At 62.8% G+C, this 21,558-nt stretch carries 12 protein-coding genes and 1 tRNA gene; 9 read left to right on the top strand and 4 right to left on the bottom strand.

The window, feature by feature from the left end:
* The first annotated feature begins 107 nt into the window (after positions 1–107).
* Positions 108–1,646, top strand: a complete 1,539-nt coding sequence (locus tag QMK32_RS06365; RefSeq protein ID WP_283473758.1) for an MFS transporter — start codon at positions 108–110, stop codon at positions 1,644–1,646.
* On the opposite strand, the gene QMK32_RS06370 is transcribed toward QMK32_RS06365, so the two are convergent.
* The 3 genes from QMK32_RS06370 to gltB all read right to left on the bottom strand — a co-directional run bounded on the left by QMK32_RS06370 (position 1,637) and on the right by gltB (position 8,773).
* Positions 1,637–2,548, bottom strand: a complete 912-nt coding sequence (locus QMK32_RS06370) for a cutinase family protein (protein ID WP_283473760.1) — start codon at positions 2,546–2,548, stop codon at positions 1,637–1,639. The two genes, QMK32_RS06365 and QMK32_RS06370, sit on opposite strands and share 10 nt — an antisense overlap.
* Before the next feature lie 191 nt (positions 2,549–2,739).
* Complete coding sequence (locus QMK32_RS06375; protein ID WP_283473761.1) at positions 2,740–4,191, bottom strand: glutamate synthase subunit beta; 1,452 nt, start codon at positions 4,189–4,191, stop codon at positions 2,740–2,742.
* On the bottom strand, positions 4,184–8,773 hold the full coding sequence (gene gltB, locus QMK32_RS06380) for a glutamate synthase large subunit (RefSeq protein WP_283473762.1): 4,590 nt from the start codon (positions 8,771–8,773) through the stop codon (positions 4,184–4,186). The genes QMK32_RS06375 and gltB overlap by 8 nt, the downstream gene beginning before the upstream one ends.
* Before the next feature lie 775 nt (positions 8,774–9,548).
* Here gltB and betT point away from each other — a divergent pair.
* The 3 genes from betT to QMK32_RS06395 are packed head-to-tail and all read left to right on the top strand — an operon-like array spanning position 9,549 to position 14,738.
* Positions 9,549–11,594, top strand: a complete 2,046-nt coding sequence (gene betT, locus QMK32_RS06385; RefSeq protein ID WP_283473763.1) for a choline BCCT transporter BetT — start codon at positions 9,549–9,551, stop codon at positions 11,592–11,594.
* A gap of 60 nt (positions 11,595–11,654) precedes the next feature.
* Positions 11,655–13,127 (top strand): aldehyde dehydrogenase family protein, encoded by a 1,473-nt coding sequence (locus tag QMK32_RS06390; protein WP_283473764.1) that lies wholly within the window; start codon positions 11,655–11,657, stop codon positions 13,125–13,127.
* Between the two features lie 57 nt (positions 13,128–13,184).
* Positions 13,185–14,738, top strand: a complete 1,554-nt coding sequence (locus tag QMK32_RS06395) for a GMC family oxidoreductase (protein WP_283473766.1) — start codon at positions 13,185–13,187, stop codon at positions 14,736–14,738.
* A gap of 121 nt (positions 14,739–14,859) precedes the next feature.
* Here the strand turns inward: QMK32_RS06395 and QMK32_RS06400 are convergent.
* Positions 14,860–14,942, bottom strand: a tRNA-Leu gene (locus tag QMK32_RS06400).
* A gap of 218 nt (positions 14,943–15,160) precedes the next feature.
* Between QMK32_RS06400 and QMK32_RS06405 the strand changes: the two genes are divergently transcribed.
* From QMK32_RS06405 to QMK32_RS06425, 5 genes are all read left to right on the top strand, one after another.
* Positions 15,161–16,567: an FHA domain-containing protein gene (locus QMK32_RS06405; protein WP_283473768.1), complete on the top strand. Its 1,407-nt coding sequence runs from the start codon at positions 15,161–15,163 to the stop codon at positions 16,565–16,567.
* 149 nt (positions 16,568–16,716) lie between these two features.
* A complete protein-coding gene (locus QMK32_RS06410; RefSeq protein WP_084348233.1) occupies positions 16,717–17,181 on the top strand; it encodes an FHA domain-containing protein FhaB/FipA in 465 nt (154 codons plus the stop codon).
* Positions 17,178–18,614 (top strand): PP2C family protein-serine/threonine phosphatase, encoded by a 1,437-nt coding sequence (locus tag QMK32_RS06415; RefSeq protein WP_283473770.1) that lies wholly within the window; start codon positions 17,178–17,180, stop codon positions 18,612–18,614. Before QMK32_RS06410 ends, QMK32_RS06415 begins: the two co-directional genes overlap by 4 nt.
* Positions 18,614–20,071, top strand: a complete 1,458-nt coding sequence (locus tag QMK32_RS06420; protein WP_283473772.1) for an FtsW/RodA/SpoVE family cell cycle protein — start codon at positions 18,614–18,616, stop codon at positions 20,069–20,071. Before QMK32_RS06415 ends, QMK32_RS06420 begins: the two co-directional genes overlap by 1 nt.
* Positions 20,068–21,555, top strand: a complete 1,488-nt coding sequence (locus QMK32_RS06425; protein ID WP_269301962.1) for a peptidoglycan D,D-transpeptidase FtsI family protein — start codon at positions 20,068–20,070, stop codon at positions 21,553–21,555. The genes QMK32_RS06420 and QMK32_RS06425 overlap by 4 nt, the downstream gene beginning before the upstream one ends.
* The last annotated feature ends 3 nt before the right edge of the window (positions 21,556–21,558 follow it).

Consider the following 21,558-nt stretch of genomic DNA (forward strand, 5'->3'; position numbering starts at 1 on the left):
TATGTGGCACCTGACAGGCAACCACCGAATGCGACGGTACCGTCATGTGGGTCCTCCGCATCGGCGTTGGCGAACAAAAGAAGTGATTGCGGCGGAAGAAGAGATCCATGACCGGCGACCCCCCGAAGGCAACCCGCAAGGATTGGCTCGGACTGAGCGTTCTCGTAATCCCGATCCTGCTGGTCTCGATGGACATGTCGGTGCTCTACCTGGCGCTTCCTTTCATGACCGCAGACCTGGAACCGAGCAGCAACCAAACACTGTGGATTCTCGACCTGTACGGCTTCCTTCTGGCTGGTCTGCTCATCACGATGGGTTCTGTCGGTGACCGGATCGGCCGTCGCAGACTTCTGATGATCGGTGCAGTCGTTTTCGGAGCCGCATCGCTGCTCGCAGCCTTCTCGACATCACCCGAGATGCTTCTTCTCTCGCGAGCACTCCTGGGCGTCGGTGGCGCCACCATTGCGCCGAGCACATTATCGTTGATACGCAACATGTTTCATGACCCGGGTCAACGTAAGGAAGCCATCGGACTGTGGACCGCCGGATTTGCCGGGGGCGGCGCCCTCGGTCCCGTCATCGGCGGGGCGTTGCTCGAGCACTTCTGGTGGGGCTCGGTGTTTTTGATCAACATTCCGATCATGGTCGTCCTGCTCATCTCGGCGCCGCTGCTGGTGTCGGAGTTCAAGGATCCCGATCCGGGCCGCTTCGACCCGCTCAGCGTCGTGCTGTCGATCGCGGCGATGCTCGGGATCGTCTACGCAATCAAGCACGGCGCACAGGACGGGATCGACGCTACGACTACCGCCACGGCTACCGCCGGAGCAGTTCTGGGCTTGCTCTTCCTACGAAGGCAACGGCGCGGGCGCGACCCCCTCATCGACATCACCCTGTTCGCCGAACGTGCCTTCAGCGCAGCAGTACTCGTTCAATTCCTGGTGATCTTCGCGCTCACCGGATTCAGTCTGTTCGCCTCGCAGTATCTGCAGCTGATCGTGGGGCTCGGTCCACTGGAGGCGGGTCTGTGGCTGCTGATCCCCGCGATCGCAGCCGGAGCCGGGGCGGTACTTGCACCGAGCCTGAGCAAGATCGTCTCGACCGGAGCGATCATCGCCGGCGGACTCGCCTTGATCGCCGTCGGCGCCGCGGCGATGGCGTTCATTCAACCCGATTCCGGACTGCCGCTACTGGTGGTGGGCATGTCTCTGCTGGCGCTCGGAGTCGGTGCGTCTTCGACGCTCAACTCCGACATCGTCCTCACAGCTGCGGCGCCGGAGAAAGCAGGTGCCGCCTCGGCACTGTCGGAGACCGGCGCCGAACTCGGCGGCGCCGTCGGTATCGCCATCCTCGGAACTATCGGATCGACCGTCTACCGCCACCGACTCGAGGCCGCCCTGCCCCCGGATACCCCGCCGGACATCGCCGGGGCGGCGTCCGAGACCGTCGGCGGCGGCATGACCGTTGCCGACCACCTTCCGCCACCACTGGATTCGGCACTGCGAGACATCGCGGGAGCGGCGTTCGTCGACGGGCTCACCCTCGCCGCCACGTGGAGCGCACTGGGGATGGGAGCAGCGGCGATCGTGGTCTATCTCCTACTGCGAACCCAACCGACCTGCATCGAGGCCGGACCTTCTCAAGCCTGATCGAGCAGGTAGTTCGCCAACCACGACGTTGCACTCGTTCCATTACCGTCCACCGCATAGCTTCCGTATTCCTGGTGGATCCCAGAGCGATAGAACGCGTCGATTTCGCGTCGACGCTGCTCGTTCGCCTGATCGGTCAGCTGACCCTGCAGTACCGGAAGACCGCCCGCTGCCGACAGATCGCCGATGAGAATCTGCGCCTCCTGCTGCGCCTTCGCGACCACATCGGGGTTGGGATCGGAAGACACCGCGAGGAAGCCGGCCAGCCGGGAAATGTAGTCGTCCTTGGGCGTCGAGCAGTACAGATCACCGATCGCGCAGAACGTCTTCACCACCGGGCTGACGAAACCGAACCCACCGACGCGCGGGCCACCGACACCGGTACCGACGACCTCGGGGCCGACCAGTGCATCAGCGTCGGAACGCTTCGGGTCTGAGATCAGACCGACCGCGACGACCCGATTCGCCGGCACCACGCCCAGACCCGTTCCGATCGACGCAGCGAGATCGCCTGCAGCGTCGGCACCTTGGCTGTAACCGATGATGCCGAGCTTCGTTGCTCCGCACTGCGCGGCCATCGCTTCGAGCATTCCGCCCGCATTCGCCGTGGCGATCGCTCGAGACTCCCCGTAGATCCCGCCCTCCCAAGGAAACGCGGTGGCCGGGTACGACACGTAATCGGTGCGTACGGACGAACTCGCGATGCGGTCGGTGACGACCGTGAGCATGCCCGGTTTGGGCGCTGCGCCCGAACTCGTCTCCCACGTCCCCGGGATCGCGACGACATACAGATCCGGGCAGCCACCTGGATCGGCCGACGCGGTCTCCGTCGACAGGACCGACGTCCCGGCAGCAACCGCCATGACGGCTCCGACGGTGGCGACGAGTTTCTTCACGCGCATGGTAACGGCCTCACTGCAGTAGCGGACTTTCGACTTCGAGGGTCAGGATGCCAGTCGCTGATGTCGAATTGATGCCCAATCGGTAAACGGAGGTTACCTAAAACCAGGACATCTCACCATCGGTAACGAAAACGAGGTTATGGAGCGGAAAAACCGGCTTTCCGTCCATAACCTCGTTCTGGCTCAACCGATCAGCGCTGCGGCGCCTGAGTGGGGACGATAGGCGATGGGAGGGCCGTCACACCCTCGAGGAACGTATCGACGGCAGCCGCACACGAACGGCCTTCGGCGATGGCCCACACGATGAGCGACTGCCCACGGCCCATGTCACCGGCAACGAACACACCGGGCACGTTGGTGACCCACTCGTTCGAGCGCTTGACGTTGCCACGCTCGTTCAGGTCCACGCCGAGATCGGTCAGCAGTCCCGGCTTCTCGGGACCGACGAAACCCATGGCAAGAAGCACCAGATCGGCCTCGAGGGTGAACTCACTGCCCTCGACCTTCTCGAACTTGCCTGCCTTGAACTCGACCTCGTGCGCTTCGAGACCCGTGACCTTGCCGTCGGCACCGACGAAACGCTCGGTGTTGACCGAGAACACTCGCTCGCCGCCCTCTTCGTGAGCCGAAGCGACGCGGTACATCAACGGGTACAACGGCCACGGGGTGGACGTCGCACGCTCTTCCGGCGGGCGAGCCATGATCTCGAACTGGTGAACGCTCTCCGCGCCCTGACGATGCGAGGTGCCGAGGCAGTCTGCACCGGTGTCACCGCCGCCGATGATCACGACCTTCTTGCCCTTCGCCGTGACGGGCGGAGCGTCGTAATCGCCCTGCTGCACGTGATTTGCTCCAGGAAGGAACTCCATCGCCTGGTAGATGCCCTCGAGTTCGCGTCCCTCGATCGGCAGATCGCGCCACGCGGTAGCACCACCGGACAGAACGACGGCGTCGAACTCTTTGCGCAGTTCTTCGGCCGAGATGTCCACTCCGACATCGACACCGGTACGGAAGACCGTGCCCTCGGCCTCCATCTGCGCCAGACGACGGTCGATGTGGCGCTTCTCCATCTTGAACTCGGGGATGCCGTAGCGCAGTAGCCCGCCGATGCGGTCTGCCCGCTCGAACACGGTGACGGTGTGTCCGGCACGTGTCAGCTGTTGTGCGGCTGCCAATCCCGCAGGCCCCGAACCGACGACGGCGATGCTCTTGCCCGTCAGGAACGTCGGGTAGACGGGAGTGACCCAGCCCTCTTCGAAGGCCTTGTCGATGATCTCGACCTCGACCTGCTTGATCGTCACGGGATCCTGGTTGATTCCCAGTACGCACGACGCCTCGCACGGAGCAGGGCACAGTCGCCCGGTGAACTCCGGAAAGTTGTTCGTGGCGTGCAAGCGGTCGATGCTCTCGCGCCAACGATCCTTGAACACCAGATCGTTCCACTCGGGAATCAGGTTCCCCAGCGGGCAGCCGTTGTGGCAGAACGGAACACCACAGTCCATGCAGCGGCTCGCCTGTGTCTGCAAGGCTTCCTTGGGGAAGTCCTCGTAGACCTCTTTCCAGTCCATCAACCGTAGGTCGACGGGTCGACGCTTCGGCAGTTCACGAACCGTGTGCTTCAAAAATCCTTGTGGGTCACCCACGAGCTGCCTCCATGATCGCTTCGTCCACGTCCGCGCCGTTCTTCTCGGCTTCGGAGATGGCCAGCAGTACCTTCTTGTAGTCGCGCGGCATGACCTTCACGAAATGGTTCACCTGCTGTGACCAATCGTTGAGGATTCGCTCTGCAACTTCGGATCCCGTTTCCTCGTGATGACGGGTGACGATGTCTTTCAACCAGATGAACTCGTCGCCTTCGATGTCCTCGATATCGACCAGCTCGGTGTTCAGGTTCGCCTCGAACGTCTTGGCCGGGTCGAAGACGAATGCGACGCCACCGGACATGCCGGCACCGAAGTTCCGGCCCGTCTCACCGAGGACGACGACCTTGCCACCGGTCATGTACTCGCAACCGTGGTCGCCGACACCCTCGACGACGGCCACCGCACCGGAGTTACGTACTGCGAAGCGCTCACCGACGACGCCTCGGATGAGGGCTTCGCCATTGGTGGCACCGAACAGGAAGACGTTGCCGCCGATGATGTTGTCCTCGGCGACGAAGCCTTCGGGAGCATCGAGCGAGGGCCGCATGACGATGCGTCCACCGGAAAGACCCTTGCCGACGAAGTCGTTGGCGTCGCCGTGGAGGCGAAGCGTCATTCCGGCCGGCACGAAGGCGCCGAAGCTGTTGCCCGCCGAGCCGGTGAAGGTGATATCGATGGTGTTCTCGGGCAGGCCGACGCCGCCGTACGCCTTGGTCACCTCATGGCCCAGCATGGTGCCGACCGTGCGGTTGACGTTGGTGATCTTCGAGGAGAACGACACCTTCTCGCCCTTGTCCAGAGCATTTCGACTCTGCACGATGAGCTGCTGGTCGAGTGCTTTGTCGAGGCCATGATCCTGGGTACCGGTGTTGTAGAGGTCCTGGTTCATGAACGCCGACTCGACCTCGTCGAGAATCGGCGACAAATCGAGCTTGGATGCCTTCCACGCGTCCTTCGCTGCGGTGGTATCCAGTAGCGCCACCTGGCCGACGGCCTCGTTGAGGGTGCGGAATCCGAGCTCGGCCATCAGCTCGCGAACTTCCTCGGCGATGAACATGAAGAAGTTCTCCACGAACTCCGGCTGACCGGCAAAACGCTTGCGCAACAGCGGGTTCTGCGTGGCAACACCGACCGGGCACGTATCGAGGTGGCACACGCGCATCATGATGCATCCCGTCACGACGAGAGGCGCTGTTGCGAAACCGAACTCCTCACCACCGAGCAGAGCTGCAACCATGACGTCGCGTCCGGTCTTGAGCTGTCCGTCGACCTGGACGACGATGCGATCACGAAGACCGTTGAGCAACAAGGTCTGCTGCGTCTCGGCCAAACCGAGTTCCCACGGCCCGCCCGCATGCTTGACCGACGTCAGCGGCGTTGCACCGGTACCGCCATCGTGACCGGAGATGAGCACCACATCGGCGTGCGCCTTGGAGACACCCGCGGCGACGGTGCCGACGCCGAGTTCCGAGACGAGCTTGACGTGAATGCGCGCTTGCGGGTTGGCGTTCTTCAGATCATGGATCAGCTGCGCCAGATCCTCGATCGAATAGATATCGTGGTGCGGCGGAGGCGAAATCAAGCCGACACCTGGCGTCGAGTGGCGAACCTCGGCAACCCAGGGGTACACCTTGTGCGCCGGAAGCTGGCCGCCCTCACCGGGTTTCGCGCCCTGAGCCATCTTGATCTGAATATCGGTGCAATTGGTCAAGTAGTGCGAGGTGACACCGAAGCGTCCCGACGCGACCTGCTTGATCGCACTGCGTCGCCAGTCACCGTTCTCGTCGGGCTCGAAACGCGAGACATCCTCCCCGCCTTCACCCGAATTCGAACGCGCACCGAGGCGGTTCATTGCGATCGCCAAAGTTTCGTGCGCCTCGGCGGAGATGGAACCGTAGCTCATCGCTCCCGTCGAGAAACGTTTGACGATCTCCGACGCCGGTTCGACTTCGTCGATCGAAATCGACTGCCGGTCTTCGGTTTTGAAGCGGAACAGTCCACGCAGCGATGCCAGGCGCTCCGACTGGTCGTCGACCATCTTCGTGTATTCCTTGAAGACGTCGTACTGGCCGGTGCGGGTGGAGTGCTGGAGCTTGAACACGGTGTCCGGGTTGAAGAGGTGGTACTCCCCTTCACGACGCCACTGGTACTCCCCGCCGGTCTCGAGCTCACGGTGCGCGCGCTCGTGCCGGTTGGTGAGATAGGCGATGCCGTGACGCGTCTGCACATCAGCGGCGATCTGGTCGAGATCGATACCGCCGAGCTGACTGTTGAGTCCGGTGAAGTACTCGTCCACCAGGGTCTGCGCGAGGCCGATCACCTGGAACAGTTGCGCACCGGTGTACGACGCCAACGTCGAGATGCCCATCTTGGACATCACCTTCAGGACACCTTTGCCTGCCGCCTTGATGTAGTTGGCGACGGCCTTGTCGAGCTCGATATCAGCGAGGGCACCGCGCTCGATCATGTCCTCGATGGACTCGAACGCCATGTACGGATTGACCGCTGCCGCACCGAAACCGATGAGAAGCGCCATGTGGTGCACCTCGCGGGCATCACCGGACTCGATGATCAGGCCGACCTTGGTGCGGGTCTTCTCGCGGACCAAGTGCTGATGAACCGCTGAGGTCAGCAGCAGCGACGGGATCGGCGCGAGCTTCTCGCTGGATTCACGATCGGAGAGCACGACGATGCGCGCTCCACCGGAAATCGCGGCAGATACCTGTGCCCGAATCGCCTCGAGCGACTGTCGAAGTCCCTCGCCGCCCTCGGCCACCGGATACAGACCGCGCACGACCACCGAACGCAGGCCTTCCTGCGTGCCGTCGTCATTGATGTGGATCAGCTTGGACAGGTCGTCGTTGTGCAAGATCGGCGTCGGGAGCACGATCTGCTTGCACGCGTCGGCGCCAGGGTCGAGCAGGTCGCCCTCGGGTCCGATGGTGCCGCCGAGGCTCGTGACGATCTCTTCACGGATCGCGTCGAGCGGCGGGTTGGTGACCTGCGCGAACAGCTGCGAGAAGTAGTCGAACAACATCCGCGGGCGGGCCGAGAGAACCGCAATCGGAGTGTCGGTACCCATCGAGCCGATGGCCTCGGCCCCGGTCTTCGCCATCGGCGAGAGAAGAACGCTCAGCTCCTCGGTGGTGTACCCGAAGATCTGCTGACGGATGAGAACGCGATCGTGCGGCATGTGCACATGCGGGCGGTCGGGCAGATCGTCGATCTCGGTGAGACCGTCGTCGAGCCATTGCTGATACGGGTGCTCCGCAGCGAGCTCGTCCTTGATCTCGTCGTCGGAAACGATGCGACCCTGAGCGGTGTCCACGAGGAACATCCGTCCGGGCTGGAGACGAACCTTGCTGACGACATTCGCCGGATCGATGTCGAGCACGCCGACCTCGGACGCCATGATGACGAGACCGTCGTCGGTGATCCACAGCCGGCTCGGACGCAGACCGTTGCGGTCCAGCACTGCTCCGATGACGGTGCCGTCGGTGAAGCACACCGAGGCGGGGCCGTCCCAGGGCTCCATCAGCGAAGAGTGGTACTGGTAGAACGCACGACGGGCGGGATCCATGCTCTCGTGACGCTCCCAAGCCTCGGGGATCATCATGAGTACGGCATGCGGAAGACTGCGGCCGCCGAGGTGCAACAGTTCGAGTACTTCGTCGAAACGAGCTGTGTCACTTGCACCGTGGGTGACGACGGGGAAGATTTTCTTCAGCGCGTCGGGACCGCCGAAGACGTCGGAGGTGATGAGGGCCTCGCGGGCACGCATCCAGTTCTCGTTGCCGGTCGCGGTGTTGATCTCGCCGTTGTGTGCGACGCGACGGAACGGGTGCGCCAACGGCCACGACGGGAACGTGTTGGTCGAGAAACGTGAGTGCACGAGTCCGAGTGCGCTTTCGACACGATCATCCTGCAGATCGATGTAGAAGCCCTTGAGCTGTGGGGTCGTCAGCATGCCCTTGTAGACGAACGTCTGCGAGGACAGGGACGGGAAGTACACGGTCTCGCGGCCGGGGCCGCCTTTGCCGGGCCCCTGTTCGCCGAGCTCGTGCTCGACGCGTTTGCGGATGACGAATGCGCGACGCTCGAGATCCATATCCGTAACGGAGGAATCGGAAGAGCCGAAGAACAACTGACGGAACGTGGGCATCGCATCTCGCGCAAGTGCCCCGAGAGAGGAGTCGTCGGTGGGAACATCACGCCAGCCCAGAACGGTCAGGCCCTCGTTCTCGACGATCTTCTCGACGTCCTCGCACGCCCGAGCGGCATCGACTTTGCCTTGCGGCAGAAAAGCGATTCCGGTGGCGTACGCGCCCGCGGCGGGCAGTTCGAAATCGACGACGGCTCGGAAGAACGCGTCCGGTACCTGAATAAGGATTCCAGCGCCGTCGCCGGTGTTGGGTTCGGAGCCGGCGGCGCCCCGATGCTCGAGATTGACCAGCGCAGTGATGGCCTTTTCGACGATGTCACGGCTACGGCGACCGTGTATGTCCACCACGAACGCAACTCCACAGGAGTCATGCTCGTTACGGGGGTCGTAGAGGCCTTGCGGGCCCGGAGTGTGCTTCATACCTAGCCTTCGGATAAGTCCAGCTTTCAAGTACGCCAGAGCGGCTCGGCACAGATCACCGGCCGTCGCGGACGGCTGTTGGGTGCCGTTCGCCGTTGAAGCAGCACCCCCGAGCGTCGGTCCTTGCCTACCGTCGAGCAGATCAGCTCGGGGGCACACGCAAGCCTCGTTCGGGTGGATCGGCCGTTTGTACGCCGGTCCAATGACAAACGATAAATCAGTACCCTGGTAACACTGCAAATAAGGTTAACCTATTAATGTCCTCGAGCTGGGGGTTCACAAAATTATTTTCAAGCCCAGATCGACCCCTGCGCTCCGGTTTCGTACGCGAGAAGCGACCCGAGAGAGACACTGCCCGGAATTGCCCTCGGGCTCACAATCCGGGTGTCACCGAAGGACATCGGGAAACAACGTCGGTGTAATTCGTCACCTGGGTTCGGCGAAAGTGCGCCCGCCGAGTTCAGGGCGGGCGCCCGCAGTGCGGCCGAAAGCCGGATTGCACTCGGCGAACAGTGCATTGGGCATCGACCAGTCCGACACCTGACGTTCGGATCCGGTCTTCGCAGCGGAGCCGCAGCCAAGGGAAACAGTCCGGCTCGAGCTGGACCGACTTACTGTGCTAACTCGAATTCGCGCAGCTCAAAGGGCTCAGAGCCCGGGCCCTGCGGGCTAGGGTGAGGACAACGACAGTGTCATCTCCAGTGTTTTGCTGTGTTTACGAGCACAGTGCCGACACCACCGTCCTGGTGCGCAGGCAACAGAAGGGAACAGATTTGTGAGTTCATCGGTCGAGGATTCCAAGCCAGATGTGGCCGAAGTACCGGAGGCTCGATCGCGGGTGAACTGGCGGGTCTTCGTACCCGCTGCACTGTTCACTCTTGCGATTACGATCTGGGCGCTGATCGCACCGGAGAACGCGGAGAGTGTGCTCGGCAGTGCAGTGACGTGGACGTCGGACTGGTTCGGGTGGTTCTACGTGGCGCTGGTCGCAATCGTGCTCGTTTTCGTTCTTTACCTGGCCTTCTCGGGGTTCGGCAATCTCAAACTGGGGCCCGCTCACTCGCAACCGGAGTTCGGGTTGCTGTCATGGGCGTCGATGCTCTTCGCCGCCGGCATCAGCACCGATCTGATGTACTTCGCCGTCTCCGAGCCGGTGACGCAGTACCTCCAACCACCGAGCACCGAAGCCGGTTCAGTGGATGCTGCCCGCGAGGCGACCGTATGGACGCTCTTCCACTACGGAATCAGCGGATGGGGCCTCTACGCCCTGATGGGGATCGCGTTGGCCTACTTCGCGTATCGGAAAAATCAGCCGCTGGCGATCCGCTCGGCACTCGCGCCCATCTTCGGCAAACGCGTCAAGGGTGTGCTGGGCGACACTGTCGACTTCGCTGCACTACTCGGAACGATCTTCGGCGTGGCGACCTCGCTGGGAATCGGTGTCGTAATGATCAACGTGGGACTGAACGTAGTTTTCGGACTGGAGGTCAGCACCGGTGTCGAAATCGGCATCGTCGCCGTCGGTGTTGCCATTGCCACACTTTCGGCCACCTCGGGCGTGGACAAGGGCATCAAGATTCTCTCGCTCCTCAACGTGTTCTTGGCATTCGCACTGTCGATCTGGGTGCTCGTCATGGGCCAAACCCAGTTCCTGCTCGACGCCCTAGTTCTGAACGTCAGTGACTTCGGTCGACTGTTCCCGAACATGGTCGGTCAGACCTTCGCGTTCGAGGACACCGGCACATGGATGACCGACTGGACACTGTTCTTCTGGGCCTGGTGGATCGCGTGGGCCTCGTTCGTCGGCCTTTTCCTTGCGCGGATCTCTCGAGGCCGCACCATCCGCCAGTTCGTACTCGGGACTTTGACGATCCCCTTTCTCTACATCCTCATGTGGGCCTCGGTCTACGGAAACTCTGCCCTTCAGCGGGTTCGCGGCGGTGACAGCGAATTCGGCGAACAAGCGATCCTCAACCCGGAGGGCGCGTTCTACGAACTACTGAGGGACTACCCGGCATTCATCTTCATCGCCGCCCTCGCCACCTTCACCGCTCTTCTCTTCTACGTCACGTCCGCGGACTCGGCCGCGCTGGTGATGGCCAACCTCTCCTCGCACCTGCCGAGCCCGCAACACGACGGGAACGCGCCGCTTCGCATCTTCTGGGCGCTGGCGACAGGCGGTTTGACCGTGGCCATGCTCGTCGTAGGCGGCGTCGGAGCTTTGCAGAATGCTGCGGTCATCATGGGCTTGCCCTTCGCCTTCGTCATCATCCTCGTCATGATCGGGCTCTACCGGTCGCTGAGAGTGGAAACGTTCCGAATCGAAAGCGCCGAGCAGAGTTTGCCGGGCTCGCTCTCGGTCCGCACCGGAGGAAACCGCGGAGTCGATTGGTCCTGGCGCCACCGACTCAGTCGGGTTCTCAGATTCCCCGGCGAGGACCGAGTGCGAGAGTTCGGACGCGAGGTGGTGTTGCCGAGTTTCAACGAGGTCGTCGAAGAAATGCGGGCGCAAGGGATCGATGCCCGATGCGGTCCCGTCGATGACACCGAGGACCTGTACGAACTCGAGGTCGGTGCAGACCACGCTCATCCGTTCCGCTATCAGGTGTGGCGACGCAAGGTCGCCGTCCCGTCCTTCGGGCTGACTCTGCCTCGCACCGAAGACGAGTACTACCGGATGGAGGTCTATTTGGACGGTGGTTCCGGTCAGGGATACGACATCATGGGATATACGAAAGACCAGGTCATCGAAGATATCCTGGACCATTACGAAGGGCACCTGACTTTCCTCCAGCTCGAGGAGAACAGCGGCGGTTCTTGACCGCTACAACCGCACGGACAGCCCTATCAGCACAACCCACGCAGCAAGGAGACCAGCCTCATGCCCAAGACGTTGTTTATCGATGGTGAGTGGACCTCTGCGGTCAACGACGGAACTCGGGAGATCCACTGCCCGGCGAACGGCGAACTCGTCGGCACCGTCGACGAGGCAGATGGTGCCGATACCGCAGCGGCCATCGCCGCCGCCCGACGCGCATTCGACGCCGGAGTATGGAGTTCCACCTCGGCGAGCGAACGTGGCGCGTTGTTGTTACGGGTCGCTGATGCGATCCAACAACGTAAGGACGAGTTCGCCCGCGCCGAGTCACTCGATACGGGCAAGCGCCTCGCGGAGAGCGAAATAGACATGGACGACATCAGTGCCAGCTTCCGCTATTTCGGGGTGCTCGCCGGGCAGCAGGCGGGGCGGGTCGTGGATCCGGGCATGCCCGACGTCGTGAGCAAGGTCGTGTACGAGCCCATCGGTGTCTGCGGAATGATCACCCCCTGGAACTACCCTCTCCTGCAGGTGGCGTGGAAGGTGGCACCCGCTCTCGCAGCGGGCAACACATTCGTGCTCAAGCCCAGCGAACTCACCCCGCACACTGCGATGCTTCTGATGGATGTACTCGATGGGCTCGGACTACCCGCAGGCGTGGCGAACCTCGTGCTCGGCGCCGGTGCCACCGCGGGCGCGCCGTTGTCGGAACATCCCGATGTCGACATGGTCTCGTTCACCGGCGGGCTCGCGACGGGCCGCGTGGTCGCTGCAGCGGCAGTGCAGACGGTCAAGAAGGTGGCGCTCGAACTCGGCGGGAAGAACCCCAATGTCGTCTTCGCCGACGCCGACTTCGATGCGGCCGTCGACAATGCCCTCAACGCAGCCTTCGTACACAGCGGCCAGGTGTGCTCGGCAGGAGCGCGTCTCATCGTCGAGGAGTCCATCCACGACCGCTTCGTTCAGGAGTTGATCCGGCGGGCCAAGCAGATTCGCTTGGGCGGGCCGTTCGACGAAGCTGCGGAGACGGGTCCGCTCATCTCGGCGGACCATCGTGACAAGGTCACCGCCTACGTCGACGCTGGCATCGAGGAAGGGGCCGTCGTCGGCTGCGGCGCCGAATGGGGCACCGGTGAACTCGAGGCGGGCTTCTACTATCTGCCGACAGTCCTCGACGGCTGCAACACCGCAATGTCGGTGGTTCAGGAAGAGGGCTTCGGTCCCGTCGTCACCGTGGAGACCTTCCACACGGAGGAGGAGGCCATCGCCATCGGCAACGACACTCGGTACGGGCTCGCCGCAGGCGTCTGGAGCCAGGACGCCGGAAAGACCGAACGCGTGGCAGCGCGGTTGCGCCACGGCACCGTGTGGATCAACGACTTCCACCCCTACCTGCCACAAGCCGAGTGGGGCGGATTCGGCATGTCGGGCAACGGCCGCGAACTGGGTCCGACCGGTCTGGCCGAATACCAGGAGATCAAGCACATCTACCAGAACCTCCGGCCCGCGGTCACCGGCTGGTTCCCGCAGCACTGAGCACACCACCGATTCTTCGGTTCGGTTCGGTTCGGTACAAGGAGAGGCGCAAGAAACATGTCCGAAAAGCGATTCGATTACGTGGTCGTCGGTGGCGGCAGCGCCGGCGCGGCCGTGGCGGCACGTCTCAGTGAGGACTCGTCCGTCACCGTCGCGTTGGTCGAGGCCGGCCCCAGCGACGTCGGCGTCGACGCAGTCCTCCAGCTCACCCGCTGGCCTGCACTGCTCGGATCAGGTTTCGACTGGGACTATCAGATCGAACCGCAAGAGCACGGTAACTCGTTCATGCGCCAGTCGCGGGCGAAGGTGCTGGGCGGATGTTCCTCACACAACTCGTGCATCGCTTTCTGGCCGCCTACCGAGGATCTCGACGAGTGGGCCGGCAAGTACGGTGCCATCGGCTGGGATTCCGAGCAGATGCTGCCGCTGCTTCGAAAGCTCGAGAACAACGACCAACCGGGCACGCACCACGGTCACGACGGGCCAGTGCGCATCCGGAACATCGAAGCCGTGGACCCGGCAGGTGTGGCGATTCTCGAAGCGTGTGAGCAAGCCGGCATCCCCACCGTGCAGTTCAACAACGGCACGGTTGTCGCGGGCGCCGGGTTCTTCCAGGTGAACGCGCTGGCGGACGGCGTGCGGTCCTCGTCTTCGGTGTCTTATCTACACCCGGTCATGAACACGCGCAGCAACCTCGAGGTCCTCACCGGTCTCTGGGTCAAGAAGCTCATCATCGACGCGGACAAGCGATGCACGGGCGTACAGGTTCTGAACCCGGACCTGGTGCACACCGACACCATCCACGCCGACCGTGAGGTCATCGTCTCGGCCGGCGCCATCGACTCCCCCAAGTTGCTCATGCTCTCCGGCATCGGCCCGGCCGACCACCTACGCGAGTTAGGTGTCGAGGTGGTGGTGGATTCACCCGGCGTCGGCTCGCACATGCAGGATCACCCAGAGGGCGTCATCTCGTGGGACGCGAAGAAACCGATGGTCACCGAGTCGTTGCAGTGGTGGGAAGTAGGAATCTTCACCCGCATCGACAAGGAACGCGACCGACCGGACCTGATGTTCCATTTCGGCAACACCCCTTTCGACATGCACACGTTACGACAGGGCTACCCCACCTCGGAGAATGCGTTCTGTCTGACCCCGAATGTCACGGATGCACGGTCGCGCGGCACAGTCCGTCTGCGCAGCCGAGACTTCCGCGACAAGCCGCGGGTCGATCCGAAGTACTTCTCGGACCCGTACGACATGCAGATCATGACCTACGGGATCAGGCTGGCCCGCGAGATCGTCGGGCAGCCTGCGATGGCCGAATGGGCGGGAATGGAGTTGTTCCCAGGTGACGACGTACGCACCGACGACGAGATCGCCGACTACATCACGCGCACCCACAACACCGTCTACCACCCCACAGGCTCGGTATCGATGGGCGCGGCCGATAATCCCGACGCACCCCTCGATCCGCAGTTGCGGGTCAAGGGGGTACGCAACTTGCGCGTGGCCGATGCGTCGATCATGCCGAAAATCGTGGCCGTCAACCCCAACATCACCACGATGATGATCGGTGAAAAGTGCGCGGAGATGATCAAGAAGGGCACCTGAGCAGGCACAAAAGAAAACCCGGCCGAAGGAATTCGGCCGGGCTTTCCGTGTGTTCATCGCGACATCTCGGTCGTAGATAAAGCACTGGCCGCAGCGAACGAATCAGCTGCGACCAGTGTTGTGGGCGGAGGGGGACTTGAACCCCCACGTCCCGAAGGACACTGGCACCTGAAGCCAGCGCGTCTGCCATTCCGCCACCCGCCCGGGTGACCGGTGAACGTTAACACGCACATCCGGCGACGAAGAAATCGAGAAGTCGACCGTTCAGCGCACGGGTGCTTACCGACCCGCAACGTATATCATGCATGGACGAAGACCTCGAGCAGACACGCGTTCGCGGTCACGCGTTCGGTTCCTACTCGAAGTTGGTTCCTCGAGCAGGAACGATGCAGACCGAGCACTATAAGGGAGGGAAGGTCACCATGGGTATTGTCCAGCGTTTCGAGCGAAAGCTACAGGGCGCGGTCGGTGACGTATTCGCCCGAGTGTTCGGTGGCGGAGTGGTTCCGCAGGAAGTCGAGGCAGCGCTTCAACAAGAAGCGTCGGACCTGGTCCGTCCGCTCGACGGCGGCCACTACCTCGCACCGAACAGCTATGTGATCACCATCAACAGTTCCGACCATGACGGACTCGCCGCAGATCACGATCTGACCGTGAAGGCTTTTTCTCGCCACCTCGGTGACTACATTCGTGATCAGGGCTGGCAGACGTACGGGGATGTCGTGGTTCGATTCGAACCGTCGCCCACCTTGCACACCGGTCAGTTCCGGGCCAGTGGTTCGGTCGATCCCGATGTGGGACGATCGTCGACTGCAACCGGTAACGCCTCGGCGGCCGGCCTACGCCCCCCGCGACCGTCAGCCCCACCTAAGTCGACATCAGGAGCCGGCCCCATGACGCAGAACCCAGGCTACGACCCGCAACGCGAACCCGCTGACGGCTCTCGCCCCGATCCGCGCGCCCACAACGGGTATCCGGCTCCCGGCCAAGATCCGCGTTATGCGCAGGGCCGCGACCAGAACGGATACGACGCGCGCCGCAACGGCGCTCCGTATGCGAACGGCGCTTACGGCGCCGATTCCGAGGCTCCTCCGCAGCAGGGTCAGCCCCGAAGTGATCAGTACAACCAGGGCTACGAACAGCAGGCCTACGGAGATCAGGGGTACGACCAGCAAGCGTATTCGGATCAGGGTTACGCGCAGGGTGGTTACGCGCAGGGTGGTTACGCGCAGGGTTACTCGGCTCAGCCGCCACCCGAGCAGGCCTACTCGGACCAGCAGGGCTACTCGGACCAGCAAGCCTATGGCCAGCAGGCGTACGCCGAGCCCGCTTACGGCGAGCAGCCGGCCTACGGGGAGCCCCAGCAGGCCTACGGGGACCAGCGCTACGCCGAGCCCGCACAACAGCCTGCTTCCTATCAGCAGCCCGCGTCCTACCAGCAGCCCGCATACGACTATCAGTCTCAGCAGGGCGGCTACCAGCAAGGCGGATATCAACAGCCCGACTATGGTTATGCCGAGCCCGCCTACAACGATGCTCAGAGTCTGGCCGCGACATTGCAGCTCGAGGACGGTAGCGGCCGCTACTTCCAGCTTCGCGAAGGCCAGAACATCATCGGCCGTGGTCAAGATGCCCAGTTCCGGCTCCCGGACACCGGAGTATCGAGGCGACACGTCGAAATCCGTTGGGATGGACGCGTCGCGATGTTGTCTGATCTAGGTTCGACCAACGGCACCACCGTCAACGGCGCATCCGTTCAGGATTGGCAGTTGGCAGACGGCGACGTGATCCGCGCAGGACACTCCGAAATATTGGTCCGCATCGTTTAGCGCACCCCGCCAGTATGGTGATCGACACACACAGCTTCTCTCTAGGATGCTGTGTGTGAAAACGTCTGCACGTGGTGCGTGCATGGGGGAAGGAACCGGCGTGTTTTCCACGCTGGTCGACACAGATGTGGCAAAGGAGGTGGACGGCTGTGCAGGGATTGATTCTGCAGCTGACCCGAGCGGGTTTTCTACTCTTGCTTTGGTTCTTCGTCTGGGCCGTCCTACGAACCCTACGGAGCGACATATACGCCGCTTCCGGCATGCGTATGCCAGCACGCTATTCCCGGGGCTCGAAGGTTCTTCCCTCGTTCAACAAACAGAAGGTTGCCAAGAATCTAGTGGTAACACAGGGCGGTCTCGCCGGAACTCGCATTTCTCTCGGCACGCAACCGGTTCTCATCGGCCGCGCCGACGACTCGACACTCGTGTTGACCGACGACTACGCGTCGACCAGGCACGCACGCATCTCGCCACGCGGGGGTGACTGGTACGTCGAAGATCTCGGTTCGACCAATGGCACCTACCTCGACCGGGCCAAGGTGACCACTGCCGTCCGCGTCCCCCTCGGCACTCCGGTGCGTGTAGGCAAAACCGTGATCGAGTTGCGCCCGTGACTCTTGTATTACGTTATGCGGCCCGTAGTGACCGCGGGCTCGTGCGATCGAACAACGAAGACTCCGTCTACGCAGGAGCTCGACTCCTCGCGCTGGCCGACGGGATGGGCGGACATGCCGCGGGCGAGGTCGCTTCGCAATTGATGATCGCCGCCCTGGCGCACCTCGACGACGACGAGCCGGGTGACGACCTTCTCGGCAAGCTGGAAGCGGCGACTCGCGAGGGCAATGCCTCCATCGCCGATCAGGTCGAAGACGAGCCCGAGCTCGACGGGATGGGCACGACCCTCACCGCAATTCTCTTTGCAGGCAAGAAGATCGGCCTCGTTCACATCGGCGATTCGCGGGCATACATGCTTCGCGACACCAAGCTCTCCCAGATCACTCGCGACGACACCTTCGTTCAGTCGCTCGTAGACGAGGGCCGGATCACCCCCGAGCAGGCGCACACACACCCACAGCGCTCACTCATCATGCGGGCGTTGACCGGCAACGAAATCGAGCCGACGCTGACCGTCCGCGAGGTTCGTGCGGGTGATCGTTACCTGCTCTGCTCGGACGGTCTGTCCGACGTGGTGAGCGACGAAACCATCGAGAACACCATGAACGAGGGTGACTGCGCCGAGAGCGCCGACCGCCTCATCGAACTTGCTCTACGAAGTGGTGGACCGGACAACGTCACCGTCGTCGTCGCGGACGTCATCGACCTCGACTACGGCCAGAGTCACCCGATCGTCGGGGGTGCGGCCAGTACCGAGGAAGAAGAGTACTCACCGCCGCTCAACACCGCCGCCGGTCGTGCTGCGGCTATGCGGCCGCCGAGGTCGACACCGAAGCGAATCGCCACTCCCGCACCGGAACCCGAGAAGAAGTCGCACAAGCTCCGCTGGTCGTTGGTCGCGCTGACACTCATCGCATTGCTGGTCGGCGGCGCCTTCGTCGCCAATGCGGCGATCCGAAACAACTACTACGTCGGCGAGGAGAACAACCGCGTCGCCGTCATGCGCGGAGTTCCGGGTTCGATACTGGGTTACTCGCTTCAGACGGTCCACTCCGTCGGCTGCCTCGACGCAGACGGCGCGCTCACCCTGCGTGGCCCCGATTCTTCCGCAAGCTCATGTGACGTCTTCGAGGTCGACGATTTGGTGCCCGCTGCTCGGGAACAGGTACGAGCCGGACTGCCGTCGGGCAAGCTCGACGAGGCGAACGGACAGATGAAGCAGCTAGCCGCCGGTGACCTGTTGCCGCTGTGCGAGCCCGAGCCTGCGACCCCCGCTACTACGACGACGGCGCCACCGGTGCCACCGCCGCCCGGTGCTCCAGCGTTGCCTCCGGCGCCCGATGCCCCGCCACCTGTCCTGCCCGAACCAACGGCCACCCCAGCACCGTCAGCACCACAAGTAGCAGGTCAGAACTGTAGGGCCGGTATTTGATGAGCTCCAATTCTTCTGTGGGGGCATCCTTTCCGAGTCCGCCGGAAGGATTTGCTCCGGCCCCCGTTCAGTCGAACCGACGTAACGTCGAGTTGCTGTTGCTCGGGATAGCGGTCGTGATCACCACATTGTCCCTGGTGTTGGTAGAGGCAAGCCAAGAACAAACCATCACCCTCGACCTCGTCAAGTACTCGCTGGCCTATCTGGCGTTGGTGACGGTGGCGCATCTCGCAGTCCGCAGATTCGCCCCGTACGCGGACCCACTGCTGCTGCCGATAGTGGCGCTGTTGAACGGTCTCGGCCTCGTGCTGATCCATCGGCTCGATCTCGCCGACCAACAGTCGGCCGCCTACCTGGGTCAGGAGATCCCGTCGCCGGACGCCAATCAGCAGGTGCTGTGGACGACCCTTGCGATCGCCGGATTCATCGCCGTGCTGGTCCTGTTGCGGGACTACCGCACGCTGGCGCGCTACAGCTACACCGTCGGTCTGGCAGGCTTGGTGCTGCTCGCCATTCCCGCACTGCTTCCGTCGGCGTTCTCCGAGGTCAATGGATCGAAGATCTGGATTCGGCTGCCCGGCTTCAGCCTTCAGCCCGGTGAGTTCGCGAAAATCCTGTTGCTGATCTTCTTCGCATCGCTCCTCGTCGCCAAGCGTGAACTGTTCACCACTGCCGGCAAACATGTACTCGGGATGGACTTTCCCCGTGCGCGCGACCTCGGTCCGATCCTGCTGGTGTGGATCGTCTCGGTCGCCGTCCTCGTGTTCGAGAAGGACCTCGGTACGTCGCTGCTGATCTTCGGCACCGTGCTGGTGATGATCTACATCGCCACCGAACGCGTCGGCTGGCTCATCATCGGATTCGCGCTGCTGTTGATCGGCTTCCTCTTCGCCTATCAAGTCTTCGGACACGTCAAGATCCGCACCGATACCTGGCTGCATCCGTTCGAGGACTACAACGACACCGGCTATCAGATCGTCCAGTCGATGTTCAGCTTCGCCACAGGCGGCCTCGCGGGTACCGGTCTGGGAAGTGGGCGTCCGTCGCAGGTGCCGTTCGCGAAGACCGACTTCATCATTGCGACAGTCGGCGAGGAGCTCGGACTCATCGGACTCACTGCGGTCCTGGTCCTCTACCTGGTCTTCATCATCCGTGGCCTGCGCACCGCGCTCGCCGTTCGTGACAGCTTCGGCAAACTTCTCGCTGCCGGGCTCGCGTTCACCATCGCCATTCAGTTGTTCGTCGTGGTGGGTGGCGTAACCAAGCTGATTCCGCTCACCGGACTCACCACCCCGTACATGTCGTACGGCGGATCCTCGCTGCTCGCCAACTATCTACTGCTGGCGTTGTTGATCAAGATCTCCGACGCAGCGCGTGAGCCCGCCGTTCCGAACAAGAAGCCGGTGGTGGCGACGCCGATCGCGGAAGCGCCGACCGAAATGGTGAAACGCCCGTGAACACTCCACTTCGACGGGTCTCCATCGCCGTCATGGTCATGGTCGTGGCTCTTCTCGCCAATGCGACCTACCTGCAGGTGATCAAGGCGGACGATCTGCGGACCGATCCACGTAACTCGCGCGTACTACTCGACGAGTACTCACGCCAGCGCGGACAAATTTCGGCAGGGGGCCAGGTCCTTGCCGCATCGCTCGCTACCGACGATCGATACAAATACCTACGCACCTACCCGTCGAATCCGGCGGCGACGTCGAGCCCGTTGGCGAATGCGCCTGTCACCGGGTTCTACTCGATGCTCTACTCGAGCAGTGGCCTCGAGCGCACCGAAGATCAGGTGCTCAACGGTTCGGACGATCGTCTGTTCGGTCGTCGCCTCTTCGATCTGATTTCAGGACGCGACCCGCGCGGGGGCAACGTGGTGACCACCATCGATCCCGTCGTACAACAGGTGGCATACGACCAGCTCACCTCCAAGGGTTACACCGGATCCGTCGTCGCGATCGAGCCCTCGACGGGCAACGTCCTCGCGATGGCGAGTACACCGAGCTACGACCCCAATTCGTTGGCGAGTCACGACGGGCAACAGACCACCGAGGCGTGGGATGCACTGAACGCCGACCCCGACAAGCCGTTGCTGAATCGCGCGATATCGGCGACCTACCCGCCGGGATCGACCTTCAAGGTCCTCGACACGGCAGCGGCCCTCGAGAACGGTGCTACACCTGACGATCAGCTGACGGCGGCGTCGAACATCACCCTTCCCGGCACCCAGACCACCCTCGAGAACTACAACGGCAGCACATGCGGCGGCGGGGCGACGGCGTCGCTACGTGAGGCGTTCGCTCGCTCCTGTAACACCGCCTTCGTCGAGCTCGGCATCAAGACCGGTGCCGATGCGCTTCGAGATACCGCGAGCGCGTTCGGTATCGGGGAAGATACGACGTCCTTGCAGCTCCCCGTCGCCGACAGCACGATCGGATCCATCCCCGATGACGCCGCGCTGGGCCAGACGAGCATCGGTCAGCGAGATGTTGCGCTGACGCCGCTACAGAATGCCGTGATCGCAGCGACAGTGGCGAACAACGGAGTTCGGATGGCGCCGCACTTGATCAGTCAGCTGCAGGCACCGGATCTGTCGGACCTCTCGACCACCAAGCCACAATCGGAAGGCCAGGCCATCAGCACGGAGGTCGCTTCGACTCTGACCGATTTGATGATCGGCGCCGAGAACAATGCCGGTTCACAGGGCAAGATCCCCGGCGTGCAGATCGCATCGAAGACCGGCACTGCCGAACACGGGACCGATCCTCGGAACACACCACCGCACGCGTGGTACATCGCTTTCGCGCCGGCCGAGGCACCGAAAATTGCCATCGCCGTACTCGTCGAGGACGGTGGCGACCGCGCACTCGCAGCGACCGGTGGTTCGGTGGCTGCACCGATCGGTCGCGCGGTCATCGCTGCCGGATTGCAGGGGAGGTGAGAA

Origin of the sequence: Rhodococcus sp. H29-C3 (assembly GCF_030063405.1) — a bacterium.
Lineage (GTDB): Bacteria > Actinomycetota > Actinomycetes > Mycobacteriales > Mycobacteriaceae > Rhodococcoides.

What these genes read in the sequence shown, in the direction of transcription:
- QMK32_RS06365 (WP_283473758.1), top strand. Translation starts at nt 108, where the DNA reads ATGACCGGCGACCCCCCGAAGGCAACCCGCAAGGATTGGCTCGGACTG.
- QMK32_RS06370 (WP_283473760.1), bottom strand. Translation starts at nt 2,548, where the DNA reads ATGCGCGTGAAGAAACTCGTCGCCACCGTCGGAGCCGTCATGGCGGTT.
- gltB (WP_283473762.1), bottom strand. Translation starts at nt 8,773, where the DNA reads ATGAAGCACACTCCGGGCCCGCAAGGCCTCTACGACCCCCGTAACGAG.
- QMK32_RS06390 (WP_283473764.1), top strand. Translation starts at nt 11,655, where the DNA reads ATGCCCAAGACGTTGTTTATCGATGGTGAGTGGACCTCTGCGGTCAAC.
- QMK32_RS06395 (WP_283473766.1), top strand. Translation starts at nt 13,185, where the DNA reads ATGTCCGAAAAGCGATTCGATTACGTGGTCGTCGGTGGCGGCAGCGCC.
- QMK32_RS06405 (WP_283473768.1), top strand. Translation starts at nt 15,161, where the DNA reads ATGGGTATTGTCCAGCGTTTCGAGCGAAAGCTACAGGGCGCGGTCGGT.
- QMK32_RS06420 (WP_283473772.1), top strand. Translation starts at nt 18,614, where the DNA reads ATGAGCTCCAATTCTTCTGTGGGGGCATCCTTTCCGAGTCCGCCGGAA.